11 protein-coding genes and 3 pseudogenes are annotated in these 18,687 nt (G+C 59.9%); 8 read left to right on the top strand and 6 right to left on the bottom strand.

The annotated features are described in order from the left end of the window. From GCT19_RS38110 to GCT19_RS38085, 5 genes and pseudogenes are all read right to left on the bottom strand, one after another. The coding region (locus tag GCT19_RS38110; protein ID WP_152854003.1) for a transposase at positions 1–227 on the bottom strand (227 nt) is incomplete at its 3' end. Positions 228–681: 454 nt separating this feature from the next. Then, positions 682–1,386 carry a hypothetical protein gene (locus GCT19_RS38100; protein WP_311548612.1) on the bottom strand — a complete coding sequence of 235 codons (705 nt, stop codon included), beginning with the start codon at positions 1,384–1,386 and terminating at the stop codon, positions 682–684. A 163-nt stretch (positions 1,387–1,549) separates the two neighbouring features. Further along, the gene (locus tag GCT19_RS38095; protein ID WP_018436625.1) at positions 1,550–2,791 is read right to left on the bottom strand and encodes a glycosyl hydrolase family 28 protein; all 1,242 of its coding nucleotides are present in this window, start codon (positions 2,789–2,791) and stop codon (positions 1,550–1,552) included. 41 nt (positions 2,792–2,832) lie between these two features. Continuing rightward, positions 2,833–4,881 (bottom strand): annotated as a pseudogene (locus tag GCT19_RS38090) (LamG-like jellyroll fold domain-containing protein). A gap of 346 nt (positions 4,882–5,227) precedes the next feature. Continuing rightward, a pseudogene (locus GCT19_RS38085) lies at positions 5,228–6,264 on the bottom strand (IS110 family RNA-guided transposase). Positions 6,265–6,870: 606 nt separating this feature from the next. Between GCT19_RS38085 and GCT19_RS38080 the strand changes: the two are divergent. From GCT19_RS38080 to GCT19_RS45130, 8 genes and pseudogenes are all read left to right on the top strand, one after another. Then, a complete protein-coding gene (locus tag GCT19_RS38080) occupies positions 6,871–7,845 on the top strand; it encodes a sulfotransferase family protein (protein ID WP_018436621.1) in 975 nt (324 codons plus the stop codon). Further along, on the top strand, positions 7,842–9,167 hold the full coding sequence (locus GCT19_RS38075) for an MFS transporter (protein ID WP_152854805.1): 1,326 nt from the start codon (positions 7,842–7,844) through the stop codon (positions 9,165–9,167). The genes GCT19_RS38080 and GCT19_RS38075 overlap by 4 nt, the downstream gene beginning before the upstream one ends. A gap of 88 nt (positions 9,168–9,255) precedes the next feature. Beyond that, the gene (locus GCT19_RS38070; protein WP_375792060.1) at positions 9,256–10,623 is read left to right on the top strand and encodes a condensation domain-containing protein; all 1,368 of its coding nucleotides are present in this window, start codon (positions 9,256–9,258) and stop codon (positions 10,621–10,623) included. Further along, positions 10,611–12,107, top strand: coding sequence for a GMC oxidoreductase (locus GCT19_RS38065; protein ID WP_368042662.1), 1,497 nt, complete (start codon positions 10,611–10,613; stop codon positions 12,105–12,107). The genes GCT19_RS38070 and GCT19_RS38065 overlap by 13 nt, the downstream gene beginning before the upstream one ends. Positions 12,108–12,121: 14 nt before the next feature. Continuing rightward, entirely contained in the window at positions 12,122–13,369 is a 1,248-nt protein-coding gene (locus GCT19_RS38060; RefSeq protein ID WP_018436617.1) for an aminotransferase class III-fold pyridoxal phosphate-dependent enzyme, read from the top strand. A 37-nt stretch (positions 13,370–13,406) separates the two neighbouring features. Beyond that, positions 13,407–14,075, top strand: coding sequence for an HAD-IA family hydrolase (locus GCT19_RS38055; RefSeq protein ID WP_227749449.1), 669 nt, complete (start codon positions 13,407–13,409; stop codon positions 14,073–14,075). A 37-nt stretch (positions 14,076–14,112) separates the two neighbouring features. Next, on the top strand, positions 14,113–15,555 hold the full coding sequence (locus GCT19_RS38050; protein WP_018436615.1) for a glycosyltransferase: 1,443 nt from the start codon (positions 14,113–14,115) through the stop codon (positions 15,553–15,555). A gap of 344 nt (positions 15,556–15,899) precedes the next feature. Next, positions 15,900–17,767 (top strand): annotated as a pseudogene (locus tag GCT19_RS45130) (DUF4158 domain-containing protein); the annotation flags it as partial. 42 nt (positions 17,768–17,809) lie between these two features. On the opposite strand, the gene tnpC reads toward GCT19_RS45130, so the two are convergent. Beyond that, a partial coding sequence (gene tnpC, locus GCT19_RS38030) for an IS66 family transposase (RefSeq protein WP_152854802.1) occupies positions 17,810–18,687 on the bottom strand: 878 nt, incomplete at its 5' end.

Raw genomic sequence — 18,687 nt, 5'->3', positions numbered from 1 at the left:
TTGTTCTCGGCGCGTAACCGCGAGAGCTCCATCTGCTCGGGCGTGACCACCTTCGCTCCGGGACCGTTCAGTTTGCCGGCCTGCTCGGCCTTCACCCAGTTGCGCAGCGTCTGCTCCGACACGCCCAACTCGCGGGCCACTGCGCCTACGCCTTGCCCGTCCTTGACTCGTTGCACGGCCGCCGCCCGGAACTCCGGCGTGTACGCCTGTTTTGGTACCTTGAACATCTCTTCTTTCCTTCCTTTGGGTCGAGTTTACACACGACCTGCTGGAAGGCGAAATTTCAGGGGAAGCTCATACTCGGTTCGCGGCATCGCCCAACCGATGGGCGTGGCCGAGTACAAGTTCATGCGCGAGGTGCCGGAGTCGCTAGAGACTGGCCTGCGGAGCTTCGACCAGATTTAGGCCGAACTGCGTCCCGACCTACCAGACGGTGCGGTATAAGCATCAGGTTTCTCGCGACCCGCCTGATGGCGAGTTATTGATATTTATGATCGCTTCGGAACTTATCACCATTTTTCCCGCGGAAAAGTACACGCTTACCCCAGCAACGAGCTGCGATCGGCACCTTCGGCGACGGCGCGATTCATGCATACGATCGCAAACGGGGCGAGGAAGCAGGCACGCTCACGCGGAGTAACGACGCGCGGATCGACCATCGAATGACGCGCCCGGGAAGCATCACTCGCATACCAGTGCCAAGCGTCGAAGCCTCGAGTTGCAACTCTCGAAGCTCGTCATTGCGTGATCAAGTACACGCAGCATGTACTGGCGATGGCGCTCTTCGTCGCTCTTGTTGCGCCAGTGAGGAACCGGATATCGCGGCTGCTGTGCGGACAATTCCGGCGCCTGATCATCCTCGACGCGCTGCCTCCACTCCTGAAGTACCTGATCGAGTTGCGCGTCATCGTTCTGGTACCACGCCTGCACGACGGTATCGCCCAGTATGCTTCGCCGCAAGCGGTCGCGCTGCTGACACCAGACCGCAACGAGTTCTATGTCGAGCGCCGATGCATCCGTCGCGCTGGCGAGATGTTGAGCGGCGAGCAACTCGTCGTGCGCTCTCATGTACGCCTGGTAACGTTCGACGATCCGCTCCGCTTCGCCGTACGCCGGCGACGGCAGTTCGCTTTTCAGATAGGTCCGCAACTGATCGGCCCGATCGTCGTCCGTCTTCCGCAGCAGGAAGGAATTGATCAGGTCGAGCAGCGCGGCATTCACGATCAGCTCGTGGTTTTCCGCGACCGCGAGCCCCGCATCGTCATGCCCGACGCTCGGTGAGGAGCCGGGCGAGCCGGCCGGCCCAAATGCGGCGGCAGCCGGGCGCGCCTCGCTCGCCGGACTCACGACAGCAGGCTCCGGATCGGCCTGCAGAATCCGCAGCACGCCCACCCCTCATGCAGACCACCGCGACCGCAATGATGCACAGGTGCCGCATGTAACGGCGTTGTTCGATATGGCTATCAATCTGCATGGATATCCCGTTTCCCCCATTTGCACGGACCGCTGACGGGTTCCGTCGCATGGGGCGCGCAGCGGATTGGCGGTTTCAGAAAGCGCAGTTCGGCACGCTTCCCGTCGCCGTGAAGCTCGATGTGGTCACGCCGGTTCCGGACGGCGTGACGTTCGAGTTATACAAGCCGACATTCGCATACTGGTCGCCGCTTTGCGCGGTCGCATCCAGGCTGACGTTGGCCAGCCAGGCGTTGACCGGGTAGCTCGAATTGCGCCCGTCGATCTTCGTGTAGGCGCCCGACAGCGATTGGGTCGCATACGCGCCGTTCACGACGATGTTCGACAGCGACGGGCTGCCGCCTGCCGTGCAGGTGTTGTAGTTGGTGTCCATGACGATCAGGTGCTTCACATCGACCATGCAGGTATTGACGTAGCTCACCTGGCTCACCGTCAGCGCGCATGGGCCGGTCTTCACGTTGATGCCGTTGGCGTCGGTCGACGGCGTGCCGTTCAGATCATTCCCGTACACGTAGTTGTTCTGGAACAGGATGTTCGACACGGTGTTCTTGTCGATGCCGCCCACCGAGAGGCCGTGCGTCCCATGCAGCCGGGTATTGGCAACGGTGACGTTCGAGATGTTGCCGGAGTTGGTCTTGATCGCGATGCCGTCGTCGCCGGCCTCGATGTCGGAGTTGATCACCGATGCGTTGGTGAGGCTATCGATATCGATGCCATCGGCGTTCTTGCGCGTCGCGGGCGTACGGATGGACACGCCCCAGGCGGTGAAGCCGTTGCCGCCTTCCACATAGAGATTCGGATGCGCGGCCTGCGCCAGCGTCACGTTGTAGACGATGAAGTTCGAAATCTTGCTGGCCTGCACCAGCCTCGGCGTTCCGGAGATTAGGTCGCCGCGCCCGTCGACGGTTCCCGGTCCCATCAGCGATGCATTGGTGCCCGAGAATTGCAGCAAGTTGGCATTGCTCGCGTAGTTGTTGCCGATGAGCGTCGCGCCCGCGTTGATCGCGAGGCCCGCGCCATTGATCGTCAGGCTGCCCGTGTAGAACGCATCGTTGGAGCCCGATGACGCAAGCACCACGCTTTGGCCGGTTCCCGCACACTGATTCAGTGCGTCCTGAAGGCGGCTCGTGTCGTCGGTGGCCGGAGGCGACGAGCGCTGCGAGCTGGAGAAATTCGCGTACAGCGTCTGGCAGACGCCGGGATAGGCCGGTTCGCTGACCGACCGGCTATCGCCGGTCGCCAGCGATTGCGCGCCCGCTGAGCCCGCGCTCAGGAAGATAGCGGAGATGAAGAGGCTGGCGTTGTGGTTCATTTTCATTGAAACGGTCATCCTTTTGACGAAGAAGTTCACGCTGACAATCAACCCTGCGCGAGCGTCGCGATCTGATCCGGCGGTAGCGCGCCGCGATAGATGCGAAACTCGTCGATCGCTCCGTTGAAGTACGGATCCGCCGCGTACTGAGAACGTCCGATCCAGCTCTGCGCGCTCGGACCGAGATGCCACGGCGCGAACGCCACGCCCGTCGTCTGGCCGGTCTGGCTGCCGTTGATGTACAGCGTGAGCGTCGTGCCCGAGAGCGTCACGGCCACATGGGTCCATTGCCCGCTCGGCAGCGGCGCGTTGCCATTGACCTGACTCTCGTTGTGAGACCCGTTGAGCGTGATCGAAAAGCGCACCGTGCCACCACTGCTGTCGGGGGTGAGCATCATGTAATGGCCGGTGCGCGTGCCGAAATCGAACACGCGCTCCCATTGCTTCGTGCTGTTTGAATTGCGGAACACCCTCGTCGCGATCGTGAAATCCGAGACGTCCCCGACGATGTCGTTTGGCAGGCTGACGTAGCCGCTCGAGCCGTCGAGCAGCACCGCGTTGCCGGACTTGCCAGCGGTGCGCGACGCGCCGCCGACTAGCGTGCCCGTATGGCCGTTGCCGGTCGCGCCGGCCGCGGTCGTGCCGCTCGACTCGTCGAAGCTCAGCCAGGTATGCAACTGCACGGCCGTCACCGCGGCGACCTCGTTCGAGTTCGCGCTCTCGCCCGCTGCCGTCGTCGCGCTGACGACGTAGTACCAGCCGGCGTCACCGGATCGCGCGTGTAGGCGAGCGTGCCGTAGCCGAGCTGGTCGTAGCCGCCGCTCGTCGCACCGTAGTTGCCGCCGCCTTCCGGCTGGATCGCGAGCGGGAACTTCTCGGACCACGGCGCGGCCAGCCCCTTGCGATTGACATAGTGGTTGTAGACAAGCGCCCAGATCGGACGGATATCACCTTGCGACGCCGTCGAAAACCCGGGCTGCACCACGTCGACATTCGCGTAGCTCTCGTACGGCACCGTGAGGTAAGTCCCGTTGGATTGCACGAGGTTGGCCTTCGCCACGTACTCCGCGCCGGCGAGGAAGCGGTTGTTGTCGTAGCCGTAGAGATCGATGCCCGGGTTCCAGGCCATCTCGCAGATGGCGCCGCACAGCCCGATGCCGAGGTTGTTGTGCCCCTGGTCGCGCCCGCTCTCCTGTCATTGGCCGAGGTAGCCCGGGTGCAGGTAGTAGACCGCCTGCGCGATCGCACCGTTGCCAAGCCCGCTCAGGTAGTAGTTGACCGCCTCGTCGAACATCGCGCGGTCGTCACAGAGCACGCCGATCGCCATGATCGACGCCATGCTGCAAAGGTCCCAGTTGGCCCAGTAGTGCGTGTAGTCGGTGTTGTTGTGGCGGTTTAGGAAGTCGATGTTGATCGGATAGAAGATGTTGGACATCATCGACTGGAACGCCGTGAGGTCCGCTGCGGCGAGGCCAGGGTAGCTGCGCATGATCTCGCCGACGATCGCGAACTCGTAGCCATAGATGCCGGCGGCCAGATCGACGTTGGTGTCGCCTGCGAGACTCTGCAGCGTCGAGGACCACGCGTTCATGATCTGCACCGCCTTGTCGGCGTATGCCGTGTCGCCAGTGACTTTCCAGTACAGCGCGCAAGCGTAGGCGGCGGCGATGTCGCCATACAGCTGCGGATAGTTCTGCGGTCCGGTGCCGCCACGATTGATCTGCGCGGACGGCCGGGGCGGCCAAGACAGTCGCGTGTGGCCGTTGGCGGTCAGCACCTGAAAGCCGGCGTACCAGGGCTGCGCCTGGGCGGCGACCTTCTGCGCCATGCGGTCGAAGTCGGTCTGCGTGTGCAGGAGCCCCGGATGCACGAACGCGCCGCTCGTCGCAACGGCGGCCTCGCCGGTTGCCGCTCGTGCGAACACCAGGCTCGCCGCGTTGATGCTCACCGCCCTCGCAACGGCCGAGCGGCTCACGGCCGCTTCGCCGACGCTGCCGCCCCCCGCCGCATGCGCTCAGCGGCAACGCGCCGAGGCTGTGCAAAAAGGTGCGGCGCGACACTGCCAAGGTAAAACTGTTTGTTCTGGTTCGATCCATATCGCGATTCCGTTCATATGGCCGAGACCCCGTCCCGTCATCATGTCGATCAGATCACCCCCGCGCTATTTGCACCATGTATGGACGACTCCCTGTTGTCAAGCAGTCTTGGTTTTCTGGCATCAGGTCGAGGTTGCAGCCATGTATCCGGGCTCAGTTGGCAGCACTCGCTGCGGGCCCACGATGAATATCCGCGAATGGGTACCCCATCAGAGCCTCGGGCTCGGTTGCCCTTGGCGCAAAGCGGGTTTGGCCCACCACGGCCCGACCGTTCTGCCATCGAATTGAAGTCTGCTCAAGCAACCTCTGGAAGTGAACGCTGTTTCACTGCTAATGGCGGGACCTGTCAATCCGTCACGCTGGATCGCGTAGGCACATGGTCCGCCTGAAAGGGCTGATTTCGTATCAGTATGGCCCACGCCGTGCATTCTTTGCCGCGAGCGCCAGCAGCGATATTTTTGTGCCGGCGACGAAACAGTTTCAACACCCAGGAATCGGCCATTTCGGGTTTGCTCGCTGCCATACGAATAACCGCGCCAGCGCCGTGAATCAGAAGTCTTCGTAATGCCGTATCGCCGCGCTTGCTGATGCCCAGCAGACGCGGCGTGCCGCCCGAAGAATGCTGACGCGGCACCAAACCCAGCCATGCAGCAAGTTCGCGGCCGCTGCGAAAAGATCCGGCGTTGCCGATCGAGGCTGCAAGGGCCGACGCGGTAAGTGGCCCGATCCCGGGTATTGTTTCGAGAAGCCGACCGGGCGCATCCGTGCGACGGATCGCGCGGATACGACCTTCGAGCTCAGCCACCTTGCTGCCAAGTTCGCGCAAGTGCTCGACGAGCATCTGGATTAACGCCCGGAACGGCTCAGAATGCCCATCGTCACGAGTGGAAAGAGCGGCCATGGCCCGTTGGCCAAGCAGTTGGTACCCTGTGGCAGCACGATGCCGAATTCGCCAAGAAGCCCGCGGATTTGGTTGGCAAGTGCTATGCGTGATTTGACCCGGCCGGCGCGTGCGCGATGCAGCGACAGCACTGTCTGTTGCGCCTGCGTCTTGAGCGGTACAAAGCGCATGTTCGGTCGCGTTATCGCCTCGCAGATTGCTTCGGCGTCGGCCGCGTCGGTCTTGTTGCTCTTTACGTAACGCCGGACGAACTGCGGGGCGATCAGTCGAACGGTGTGTCCGAGCTTGGTGAGCTCACGGCCCCAGTAGTGCGACGAGGCGCGCGCTTCCATGCCGATTACACACGGTTCCAGCGTGGCGAAATACCGAAGTACATCCGTGCGTCTTTGCTTTTTGCGTACAACGATTTTGCCTCGCGAATTTACTGCGTGAACCTGCATTACGCTCTTGGCCAGATCCAGTCCAGCAGTCGCTATATTCATGATGAACGCCCCTTTACCGTGGACGTCACGACTTCTCCACTTTGGCATAAACCCCTCGCTCGGTAGCGGGAGTCGTCCATCACATCAGAGCCCACCAAATCCGGTCCGGTTCAAAACCTCAAAAAATCGGCGGTATTAGAGAATCACGCGGACATCAAAAAAACATTTTATATCAATTTGATGGGCGATCGGTGGCATGATGGTCGCAATCCATAGGGTCTGCAGCTTGGATCTTGCTTGTGTGCGCACAGTGGGTTTTCGGGATTAGGTAAGGGGCAAAAGATCAGCGCTCTGAAAACTAGTTGGAAGGATCTTCCCTGGAGGATCAGGCACTTTGTCCAGGTTTGTCAAAGTAGTCGCGCTGGCGTTGTCACGCCGCCGGCCGGAGTAAATGTAAATACTTCAGCGGTAGTTTGACTAGGAGTGCGGTAGGGATGAATTCTCTTGCCGTCGGAGTACTTCCGATGGAATCGGATTCGAGAATCTACGCAGCAAACCGAATGTTGAGTGTTTACAGCGGCAAGCGCCCCTGTGTTTCGTGTGAAGCCTCAACGTGTTCGCGTGCCGAATCTATTCAATAACGTCCACCCCTGCAGAGGAGATGTCATGCCCGGTTTCGCCATTCCGTGTGTGTCCGATTGCCCTCCTGTCACCCTGCCCTCTAATCCTGTCCTGCTCGGCGGCGAGAATCGTTCCGGCACCACTCTACTCAGCGTTCTTCTCGACTCGCACTGCGATTTGGTCGTTGGCCCAGAACTTGACTTCACCGAACCGGTCGACCTCGGTCCGCATATCCTCGCTGTTTGCGACATGATCGACGTCCGCGACTCACGGCTCGCCGGTGCGACGAAGGACACCGTTGACCCCGACTGGTACGACGGCGCGCATTTCGTTTTGCAATGCGAACGTTTCGGTCTCGATCGCGACGATTTGCGGAACTTGGTGGTGGACTTGATGACCAAACGTGGAACCGATCTGTCGGCTCTGGAAGACCGTTGTCGGCTCATCGACTCCATTGGCGAATTCCGACGCAAACAGATGGGAGCCCGACGATGGGGCATGAAGCTTCAGCGCAGGATACTGGACGTCGGCACTTACGCAGCGATCTGGCCTCGGGCCCATTTCATTCACATGATTCGCGACGGCCGCGATCTGGCCGCGTCCCACTTGAAGACAGTCCCCGAATGGGGCTACCGGACTGTCGCGCAGGCCGCACACGGCTGGTTGGATGTCGTCACCCGGCCCCGCCAGGCTGCGCCTGACGGCCGCTATCTGGAGACGCGGTACGAGGATCTGGTCACGCGCCCCCGCGAAACCATCAAACGAATGCTGGGCTACCTTCACCTGCCGTGGGACGAGGCGGTCCTGAACCACGCGGCGCACGAACACGCGCTGTTCAACAGACCTTGGGGGCATCCCGCCGCGCAGGCCGCAAGCAAGCCTCTGCACACCGGGCGCCATGGACGGTATTTGCACGACCTCACGCCCGGAGAAATTGCCGAGTTTGAGCGGATCGCGGGTAAAGAGCTGATACACCTGGGCTACGACCTGTCGATGCCGCGTTCAGGAAGCGCGAGATGATAGCGGCGCCCAATGCGCCCCGGCACCGCCTGCCCTGTAGCTTTTATCTGCTTCTCGCTGGCCAGACGGTCTCCCTTCTCGGCTCACAAGTGACGTTTCTTGCCCTTCCGCTGACTGCGATCGAGCTTCACAACGCAAGCCCGTTCGAGACTGGGATATTGCTCGCCTGCGGACGAGCGCCCTACCTGCTACTAGGGCTGCTCGCCGGGGTCCTCACCGACCGGTTCTCGCATCGGATGCTGCTAATGACGGCGAACACGACGATAGCACTCACCTTGGCCTCCGTACCGCTGGCCGCCTTCTTGGCCGGCCACGTAAGCACGCGTCATCTGTATATGGTCGCCACCGTGGCAGGCACGGCCACGGTGATCGCGGATGTTGCCTTTCTTGCTTGCGTACCAACCGTTGTGCGGCTCCCGCAACTGGTACAAGCTCAAAGCAGACTAGAGCTGGGACAGTCGGCGGCACTGATAATCGGCCTGCCACTCGCGGGCTGGCTGATCTCTACCTTCTCCGCTCCGATCGCGATACTCGCCGATGTCGCGTCGTTCGTCCTTGGGACGATGCTGCTCCCTTGGGTATCAATGAGGCCGGTGAGGAGCACGTTGCTCGGCGCGGACCGCCGAGGCGTCGCGGTCGACGGGAGCATCATCAGTCGTATCCTGTCGGAAGCTACAAAGGGCGCACTGCTTGTGCTGCGTACTTCCCGGCTGCGCGCAATTACCTTTGCGACGGGCACGCTTATCTTTTTCTACAGCGCCTACTCGGCTGTCTTTCTCCCGTACCTGACCAAGGACTTGAGACTGACGGCCACCGCGATTGGCACCGTCATGGGCATCGCGGCCGTGGGATCCGCCGTCGGCGCGTTGCTCGCTCGTCTGGCTGCGCGGGCACTGGGACTCGGCCGAGTGCTGGTTGCGGCTCTCTGCACCAGCGCCGTCGGCGCAGCGCTCGCACCCATGTGTCCGGCGCCGGGTTGGCTGGCAATCGGGTTATCGCAGTTCCTGTTGTGGACCGGTCAACAGATGTACAACGTCCATCAGGTGCCCATCCGCTTCATGCTAGCACCACCTGAGTTGCATGGGCGTGTGAACGCAAGCATTCGCACCATAGTATGGGGCCTCGCTCCCTTCGGCGCCCTGCTGGGTGGCTCCTGTGGAACATTGCTGGGTTCCCGGGCAACGCTCCTGTTCAGCGGTGCTCTAATAGCGATGTCCTCTGGGTGGATTTTGACGTCTCCTCTGCGAGCAGTGCGGACACCCCAGCTCCAGGAGGGACATGCCGAGCTGACTTTCGTAGCCGAAGCTCCTCCTCGCAGGTAACGCAAGACATATCATCATGTTCACTGATATACCTTCACTCAGTTTGTCTCCGGGCCATCTCATCGTCTGGCGAGCCAGCGCCCCGCACATGCCGGAAGCACCATGGATGGCCGACTCGCGGCGACCATCCCATACTCAGGAGGCCTTGATCAGGTACGCACTTGACACAGCTGGTGAAGGCCCCCTGCCGCCGTCCTGGTTGGGGTGTGCTTTCGATCTGCCCGCTGGACTTGATGCAGATGCCTTCGCTGCGGCATTGCGCAACTGGACAGATCGCCACGAAACGCTCCGCAGTCAGCTGATGTTTTCCGCTCACTCCACACCCGACAGTCGCCTACTCCGCGTGACGCTGCCGCCCGGCACCGTGACTATCTACCCCAGTGAGGCGACGAACTTCCGCGACAGCCGAAAGCTGGCGCAGTATATCGAAAATCTGTTCGACCGCGAAATTGGCCCACTCGGCTGGCCCGGATATATCTGCGCCACCATCAGCAACGCTGACGCGACCACCGTCTGCGTCGTCGCCGATCACACCCTGATCGACGGGTACTCCATTCTCGGGATCCCACATGAGATCCACACCCTGTACGCTGCAGCACTCGCCACCTCCGACAGCAAACCCGCTCCCCCCCTACCCCCCACGGCCAGCTACCTTGATTTTGCGGAGACTGAACGGAATGCAGCCGATGCACTGACCATCGACCACGAATCCGTCATCAGCTGGCAACAGTTCGTCACCAAGGTTGGCGGCCACCTGCCAGTTTTCCCTGAACCAGTTAGCGCTCAGAGTGGCAACCCCACCACCGCGCAGCCGGGAGGACACGCCGAACTTCTCGACGCGTCCTCCGCGCGCACCTTTGATCAGGTCTGTCGCGCAGCAGGCGGTGCCACATTCTCCGGACTGCTTAGCTGCCTTGCGAAGGTCGGCCACGAAATCACCGGCTCGGGTGAATTTCGCACGATGGTCCCGTTCCACACGCAAACAGGTCCCTGGAGATCCTCCATCGGATGGTTCGTCGGTATGGGCCCGGTCGCCTTCTCTCTGAGCGCAACCAGCTCCTTTGCCGAGACGGTCCGTTCGGCAGTCGCAGGCCTCAACGGAGTCAAGGAACTGGCCCAAATACCCCTTCCCCGGGTAGCGGAACTCCTTGGCCAGCCCCTTCGTGATCCCTTCATGATTTCGTATATGGATCTTCGCCGTACCCCCGGCGCGCGCAACTGGAACACTTGGCGAGCCATCGCGCTTCGTAGTCGCTGCACCGATCCGGATGAGGTGTGCCTTTGGGTCTGGCGCAACTACGATGGCCTGTTCGTCAGCTATCGCCACCCGGCCACCGACCTCGCAGGCATCGCGGTACCGCGCTATGTCGCCCGAACGAAGCAGCTCCTGGCCGTCGTCGCGGACACCTCCTGCTGGCTCGCCAACCCGCATTCAAAAGAAGAGTGTTGCTCGTGACAGAGATCAGACACATTGCAGCGACCTCTTGCGACTACACAAAGTTCGACGCGGTTATCGTCGGCTCTGGGCCCTCCGGATCGATCGTCGCCCGAACACTTGCAGAGAAAGGATATCGTGTGGCAGTGCTGGAATATGGATGCCTGGTTTCCCCTGGCGCCTTGTACGGGCCGCATCAGGCGGCCTACAGCAAGGCACTCACTTCGTCCGGCCGACCCGCCGACGGCAACCCTTGGACGGCGTGTTGCGTGGGCGGCGGGATGCAGTTCTACAACGCTATCACGCTCAGATACCGGCAGGCAGATCTTTCGGCCTCTCAATATCTGACGACCGACCTGGAGATTGATTGGCCCGTCGCACTCCGGGACCTCGAACCCCACTACTCGGAGATCGAGCACCTGTTGGAGATCACTGGGGCGAATGGATTTCCGACATATCCAGTCAGCCCTCGTGGGGTAATGTTATCCACTGCAATGCATGAACTCGGTATAAAACCGCGCCATATCCCTCTGGCAATCCGGCCACCAGGGACTTGCATGGGGTGCACCCTGTGTTCAGCTTGCGATGAACTGGTATGCCCTACGGATGCCAAAGCATCTGTGCTCGCACGAAGCATTCTGGATGACTCTGCCCTGCCCGGATCGATCTCGGTTCTGTATGGCTGCTTCGTCAACCGGATCGAGCTTCGGAACGACGGTCAAGCTGAAGCTCTTGAGTGCTACGTGCCACTATCATCTGAGCGGATCCGGATTTCAGTCGAAAGGGTCATCGTCTGCGCAAACGCGATACAGACGGCGGCACTGATGCTCCGGTCAAAAAGTGAGCATGCCCCCAAGGGGATAGGCAACGAATCCGGCCTCGTCGGGCGGGGCCTCTCATTCAAGATTAGCGGCTACTCTGTCGGGTACATGGAGCGACCGGATCACGGCTCCAGTGTTCTGGCTTCTCACTGGGGCCCCCATGCGACCGTCTATACCGACGAGTTCTACGAGCACTGTGACGTACCACACAAATTCGGCGGTCTCATCTATGAAGCAAATTTACCCACGCCGGAGGAAAACGTCGGTCTTTTGCGCCTGCACTATATGGCCGGTGAAGAACCGTGGTCGCACAATCGCGTAGTGCTTGACAGGGCCATTGACCGATACGGGGTCCCTTATATTCGTTTCGAATACAAAAGCTCGGCAAATGACCGTGCACGAATTGGCTTTCTCGCTGATCGCGCGGATGACATTCTGCGACACATTGGAGCGCTACGCATCAAGCGCGAGCCGCTTGCACACTCAAAAGGCAGTTCCCACCTGCACGGCACGATGCGCGCCGGACAGGATCCCACCACTTCAGTTGTGGACCGCCTTGGCAGTGTTCACGGGTTCTCGAACATCCACGTCATGGATGGCTCCGTGATGAATTTCGCGGGAAACAGCAATCCGACACACACGATTATGGCCAACGCGAGACGAATGGCCCTTTCACTCGAGTAAAAGGGGAACTCAAGATGCTTAATCCTGAAGTGACCGGACATCTGGCCGAATGGGAACGCGAAACCCGATCGTCAATCATTTTCCGCTCCGCCAATGGCGCGGTGGCGGAAGACATCAACGGCAAGATGTATCTGGATATGACATCCTGCAGCGGGGCTTCGCCTCTCGGCAGCAATGACACAGTATTCAACGCAAGGCTAGCACGGGCAATGGAGCAGGAAACCGACATTCTTCCATCGCCGGTGAGTCTGCAACGCCTGAGGCTAGTCGGAAAAATATCGAAGATGTTCCCTGACACGCCGAGAGTGTTTTTTCTGAGGACGGGGTCCTGTGCAACGGAAGCGGCAGTTCGGATCGCCCGGTATCGAACTGGCCGGCCGGTCCTCCTGACGGCTGGCTTCCATGGATGGCACGACCTCTTTCAGCAGCCCCCTTGGTCAGCCAATCCACCCGCTAGGGACCAACACATCCAAGATTTCCGATACGACCTCGATCTCCTTGAGCAGCAACTGGTCATGAACAGGGGGCGAGTCGCGGGCATTTTCTTCACACCTGAACCTTCGATCTTTCCCGCTGCATTGCTTCATGAAATCTCCAGACTGGCAAAGCTGCATGGAGCACTGCTGATCGTCGATGAAGTCCTTTGCGGGCTCCGTTATGCTTCGGGTGGCTACTGCCAAAAACACGGTGTAAAAGCCGACCTCATTACCTTGGCCAAGGGAATCGCGCAAGGCATCGGCCTTTCCGCAGTTGTCGGCACCGACGAGGCCATGACGGGGGCCGACACCGCATATCTTGGCCATACCTATCTGCGCGAGAACCGGGCCTTCGTGGCCGGCAACCTGACACAGGAAATATTTGAAGAAGCGGGCATTGTGGCCCGTCTCGCCGAAAGTGGTTCCGCACTCAAGAGGTTATTCCAGACCGCATTCGAGCGTAGCAAAATACCTGCTCGCGTTCTGGGAAGCGACAGCATGTTCGATATCGTTCTGCCGTCTGAAAAACATGGAAAAGCGTTCGCACAAAAGTGTCTGCAGCATGGCATCTATGTCGGATACCCGGCAACATACATGAGCAATGCTTCTATGAATGAGGCCTTTTTCGAGGCGTTGGAACCAGCACTGGATCTAGCACTCGCAGACTATTGCAGGTCCGAAGATATGACGACACCGTTCACCGATGCTTCGATGGTCGAATACTGCATGGAGGCATTCCGCACGACAGAAAAGGCATGTCTGTCGAACAAGCACTATTGGGCGTGATACTAGAGGGCGAAGTCTAGGAAAGACGCGACAAAAATTGCAATCACCAACTTTTTCTATTGTTTCGATTCCTACTCATATTGCCATGAACGAAATCGATCTCAACGATTACGATCACGTTGCCTTCGACCTGGACGGTGTCCTTGTGGATTCAGCGGCTGTAGTTGAAAACGCTCTCCGTCGATGGGCAGGGGAGGAACGGCTCTCTCCGGAGAGTGTGTTGCGGATGTCTGCCGCGCGCCGGGATATAGAACTAGTTGCGTCAATCTCTCCCGGCCTCTCGCCGGAACGAGAAGCGGCCCGCATCGCAGACTATGAGGTCCAGGTGATGGATCTGCTCCGACCAATCGTAGGCGCCGCCGAGTTCTATAGCTCGCTCACCGCTGGGAGGCGATCTGTCGTCACCTCTTCGTCACGGGTCTCGGCTCTTGCCCGCCTCAAGGCGGCCGGAATCTCCTGCCCAAGAATCATGATTGCCGCTGAGGACGTGAGGCAGGGAAAGCCGAATCCGGAACCCTATCAAGTGCTATTGCGGACGTTGCAGATTGCCCCGGAACGGTGCTTGGTTTTTGAGGACTCCAGAGCCGGAATTGAAGCGGCAACCACTGCTGGTTGCGACTGCGTAGGCGTCGGACCTAATGCCAGCGGCCACCCCGACATCAGGGGCTGGATTGAGGATTTTCGCGAGATGACCTTTCTAATCTGACGCCGGCCTCCGCTTTCCGGGCCGAAAGGACGACAAGATGAAAATATCAACGGAATACCGCACACCACTGTTTGATGAGGTGTTGATACGCGGCTCTGTCCTTGAGCACTACGTTGCACAGCAGGCAGACTACGAGGGACTTGTCAATGAACTGTTGCGTTCGTCGGGCACAATGCGCGACAGGGTCGGTGATCGTTGCATCTGGCAAGTCAATTCCACCGCGTTTGGCGGTGGCGTCGCCGAAATGCTTCCACACCATGTATGCCTCCTCCGGGAACTTGGTTTCGATGTTCGCTGGCTCATCTTTAAACCGAACAAGGAGCAGTTTTTCGAGTTCACCAAAGGCGTTCACAATTCTCTTCATAATACCGCAGTAGCCAGTCTCGATGACCTGTTGCCGCACTATCTCGATGTTTCGAGGCAGGGTGCAGCGGAACTGGAAGCAATCATCGGACCTAATGACCTACTGGTCATCCATGACCCACAGCCACTTTGTGCTGCTTCGCAATTCCTGGATTCTCATCCGCACCCAGCCATCTGGCGATGCCACATCGGCTATCCAGAACGCACCCCGACGGTCGACAGGATATGGGCACTTCTCGGCGAATACCTCGGCCCATTCCAGCGTATTGTCCTGAGCGACAGCGAATACGTCTTCGATACACCTCAACCGATTGATATCATCCAGCCATCGATCAGTCCGTTCTCCGCCAAGAATCGCAACTATGAAGGGCCGGCAGACCAGAAGCTGGAAAATTCAGTTTCGTTTAATGGCCGCAAATCGGGACCTACGCCATCGCTTCAGGAAATCCTCGGTTGGCGGTATTTTCTGCACGTTTCCAGATGGGATAGCCTCAAAGGCATCGACCGGATCATCACCGCTTTTATCCGTTTTGTGCGTGCGGCATCCGACGAGAAAAATACGATACGCCTCGTGATAGCAGGACCCGACCCTCTGGATGTCGCTGACGATCCGGAAGGACGGACGTATTTCGAGAAGTGCCTGGCACTACGTGACCAGTTGCCAACGGAAGTACAGCAACATTTGTATCTGGCCTGCATCTCGATGAAGGACAACGACGCAAATGCAGAGATTGTCGGCCGACTTCAACAGAATGCTCATGGCATATTTCAATTGTCTCGCGAAGAGGGTTTCGGGCTGACGACGACGGAGGCTCTGTTCCGGGGTAGACCCGTCGTAGTGTCGTCCGCTTTTGGTCTGAAAAGGCAAGTCGTAAATGGGCTGAATGGAATTGTCCTAGAGGAACCGGACATCGAGGCCAAAGCCGCAGAGGTGATGCGTCGGCTTTCGACCAACTATAGTGATTACGAGGGGATGGCGAGAAGAGCGCGCGAGAACTGCCTGCACTTCGGCACGCAAATCTCGCAAATTCCAAAGTGGTATGACTCGATTCGTTCGGCCCTATCTAGTTTTGAAGAGCACACGGGGCCTCAGCGCGCAAATGCAACTGAGGCGTGAGTTGATGCCCACACGCTTACGACAACCTCACAGGGATAGAGAAAAATGCATGGCTCCCTGATGACGCAGACAGCGAACACCTCATGCTGATTGAGACCTTCATCTGTTTTGTCTCTGCCCAAGAGCATGAAAGCCACGACCGTTCCGCAGGCGAGGCGAAACGGTTCGAGCGCTTGACGAACTCGGGGTATCCGTCCTTTTCGTGCTTGTATGGCGGTTTCTCCACAGAGCCTTTATTTATATGGCTGCCGTCGGCTCTGGCTCTTGTCAGGAGGTCCCAACAGTATCTGCGATAGCATATCTGCGCGCGATTACGGATCGCGCGCCGTAGTCGGGAGGCGCAGATGCCAGATCTTGGAGTTTGCTATGTGGGACAAGATCGCTTGCCCGCCCGACTGTCGGAATTCGACGTGGAGCGCTACTTCGCGTTGACTGACAGCGACGTTGCCGCGGTCAAAGAGCGTTTTCGGCGCGGTCAACGTGTCGGCGTTGCGATCCAGTTGGTCTTTCTGCGTGCCAGTGGCCACATTCTCGATCATGTCGGCACACTGCCGCGCCAGTTGTTGCGGCATGCCGGCGAGCGGCTCAGCCTGCCCGCCCCGACGATCGCCTACCTCCGCACGCTCTATCAACGCTATAAGACACTGTACGAGCATCAACTCTGGACCTGCGAATATCTCGGCATCACTTCCATCGGACCGAAGCACTGGACGGAACTGAAGCGTGGATGCGACAGGACGCCGCCGAAGCGCTCGCGCTCGACGAACTGCTTCACCACGCCCATTGCTGGCTGTATGAGCGCCGCATTCTGACACCCGCAGAGCGGAAGCTGCGAGATTCCGGCCGTTCGATCTGGTCGGACGTTGAACATAGTCTGCGAGCACTTATCGAGGCAACGGTCACGGAAACGCAGTTGATGCACGCCGATGCCGTCCTCTCCGCGCAGCACGGGAGCTCGGGCATGAGAGTCCTCGAATGGCTCAACGGCGCGACACAACCTCATAACGCTCACCGAAACTCTCGCAAAGGTTCGCTTCCTCAAGGAACTCGGCGCGCATACGTGGCTACTCGACGCCGTGCCAATTGAAAAGCAGCGTGCATACGCAGCGCATCCAGGCTCGCCGTCCTGCAAGGTCCGCGAACTCAAGGCATCGACCCGCACCATCGAGCTGATCTTCTTCCTGCGCGTCACGCTGCTTGAGCTGACGGACGCGCTACTCTACCAAACAGGGCGCCGCGTATCCGACCTCGTCCGGCAGGCTTACGGCCGCACGACGGTCCGACAGGCACGCTCTGCTATCGAATACCGGCAGCAACTGGTCGCGATAAGGACGCTGGTTCACGATAGCGAGCGTACGGCGCAAGAGCGTCTCGACGATAGGGACAAGCTGCTTGAGCACCTCGTAGACAGGCCACCGGCAAGTCACGCCGCCAGCGTACGTGAAACGCTCACCGACGATCACCACCGCATCCGGAATCTGCTGGCGCCGTTACGTGAGCTCGGCTTCGTGGAACGCGACGCGGAACCCAGTCTGCGACAGCTCGATCGTGGCGGCACGCTGCACGACAGTGGCGCGACCGAATTGCCGCCCGACTGTGATGTGCCGGTCAGTTGCGCATGGCACGATCTCGTCCAGGGTGACGATCGGGCGCGCGCGTTGCGGGCACTTGAAGCCTAGGCAATCACAGGTCTGCGCAAGGGGCTTCGCCGTGGGTGGGTCTGGATCAACCACAGCCTGTCGTTCCAAGAACGCGACCAGTTGCTGATTCCACCCACGCAATGGGAAAGCGAACGTGACCTCTACCTGGCATCGCTCGGATTGCCGGGAACCGCGGAGCCGTTTCTCGAACGGTTGAGGGAACGCCTCAAGGCAGGCCTGGCCGCGCTCGAGGAGGCACGCGAGGCAGGCCGCGTGTCATTGGCACGGACGGCGCAATTCACCTGTCGGCGATCGAAGGGTTGTCGACCGATGACATACCGAAACACGCACGCGATCTGATATTCAGCGAGATCGGCAACGCGCCGTTCGCCGACATGATTATGGAGATGGACGCTCACACTCGCTTCAGTGGAGTGCTCCGGTCACGCAAGGCGCGCGATACGAACGAACTCGTCTCGCTGTCCGCCGCGTTGATCGCCCACGGCACGGAACTGGACGTGAGCAGCGTCGCCGCCATGATCCCGCAACTGGACGCGGCGCACATTTCAACGTAAGCGTGGCGGCAGCGACGTCTTGACTGGAGATCGTGATTCTCAGGCTGGGCTGCGGAGCTGATTGGCGACGACCCACGGTGTGAGTTCGTCGATACGGTTAATCGCGTGGTCGGCGATTCGTGCGAGCACGAAGCGCAGATACGCCTCTGGATCGATACCGTTGAGTTTTGCGGTGCCAATGAGGCTGTAGATCGCGGCGGCACGTTCGTCGCCGGAGTCTGCTGCAGCGAACAGATAGTTGCGTCGACCGATGGCCACCCCGCGTAGCGCGCGTTCGACTGGCAGGTTATCGATTTCGAGCTGGCCGTCATCGCAATAGCGTGTGAGCGCTTCCCACCGGTTCAGCGCATAGAGGATCGCCCGACTCGTATCCGATTTGCGCGAGAGCGTCTCCAGCGTCGTTGTGAGCCACGCGTGGAATTGATCGAGTAGCGGCCGCGCATGCTCCTGGCGATGCGCACGGCGCTGGTCGGGCGGCTTGCCCCTGATTGTTTCCTCAATCCTGTATAGCGCGCCGATACGCTCAAGCGCCTCGGGGTTCAACGCATTCGGGCGCGCTGCGTGCAGTTCATAGAACTGACGTCGAGCGTGCGCCCAACAGGCCGCCTCGGTGACGCGGCCGGTTTCGTAGATGGCCTGGTAGCCACCGTATGCATCGGCTTGCAGCGTGCCGTTGAATGATTCCAGATGCTGTCGCGGATGGATTCCCTTGCGATCCGGCGTATAGGCGAACCACACCGCCGGCGGCGTCATGTCGGCCGATGCACGGTCATCGCGCACGTACACCCACAGGCGACCAGTCCTGGTCTTGCCGTTACCCGGTGCAAGCACCGGAACCGGCGTGTCGTCGGCGTGCAGTTTCGTCGCCGACATCACGTGACGACGCAGCGTTTCAACGAGCGGCTGCAGCAGCGTCG

The organism is Paraburkholderia atlantica, from assembly GCF_009362785.1.
Classification (GTDB): Bacteria; Pseudomonadota; Gammaproteobacteria; order Burkholderiales; family Burkholderiaceae; genus Paraburkholderia; species Paraburkholderia atlantica.
Note: the sequence above shows the minus strand (reverse complement) of the source record. Positions and strands in the feature narration are given on the sequence as shown.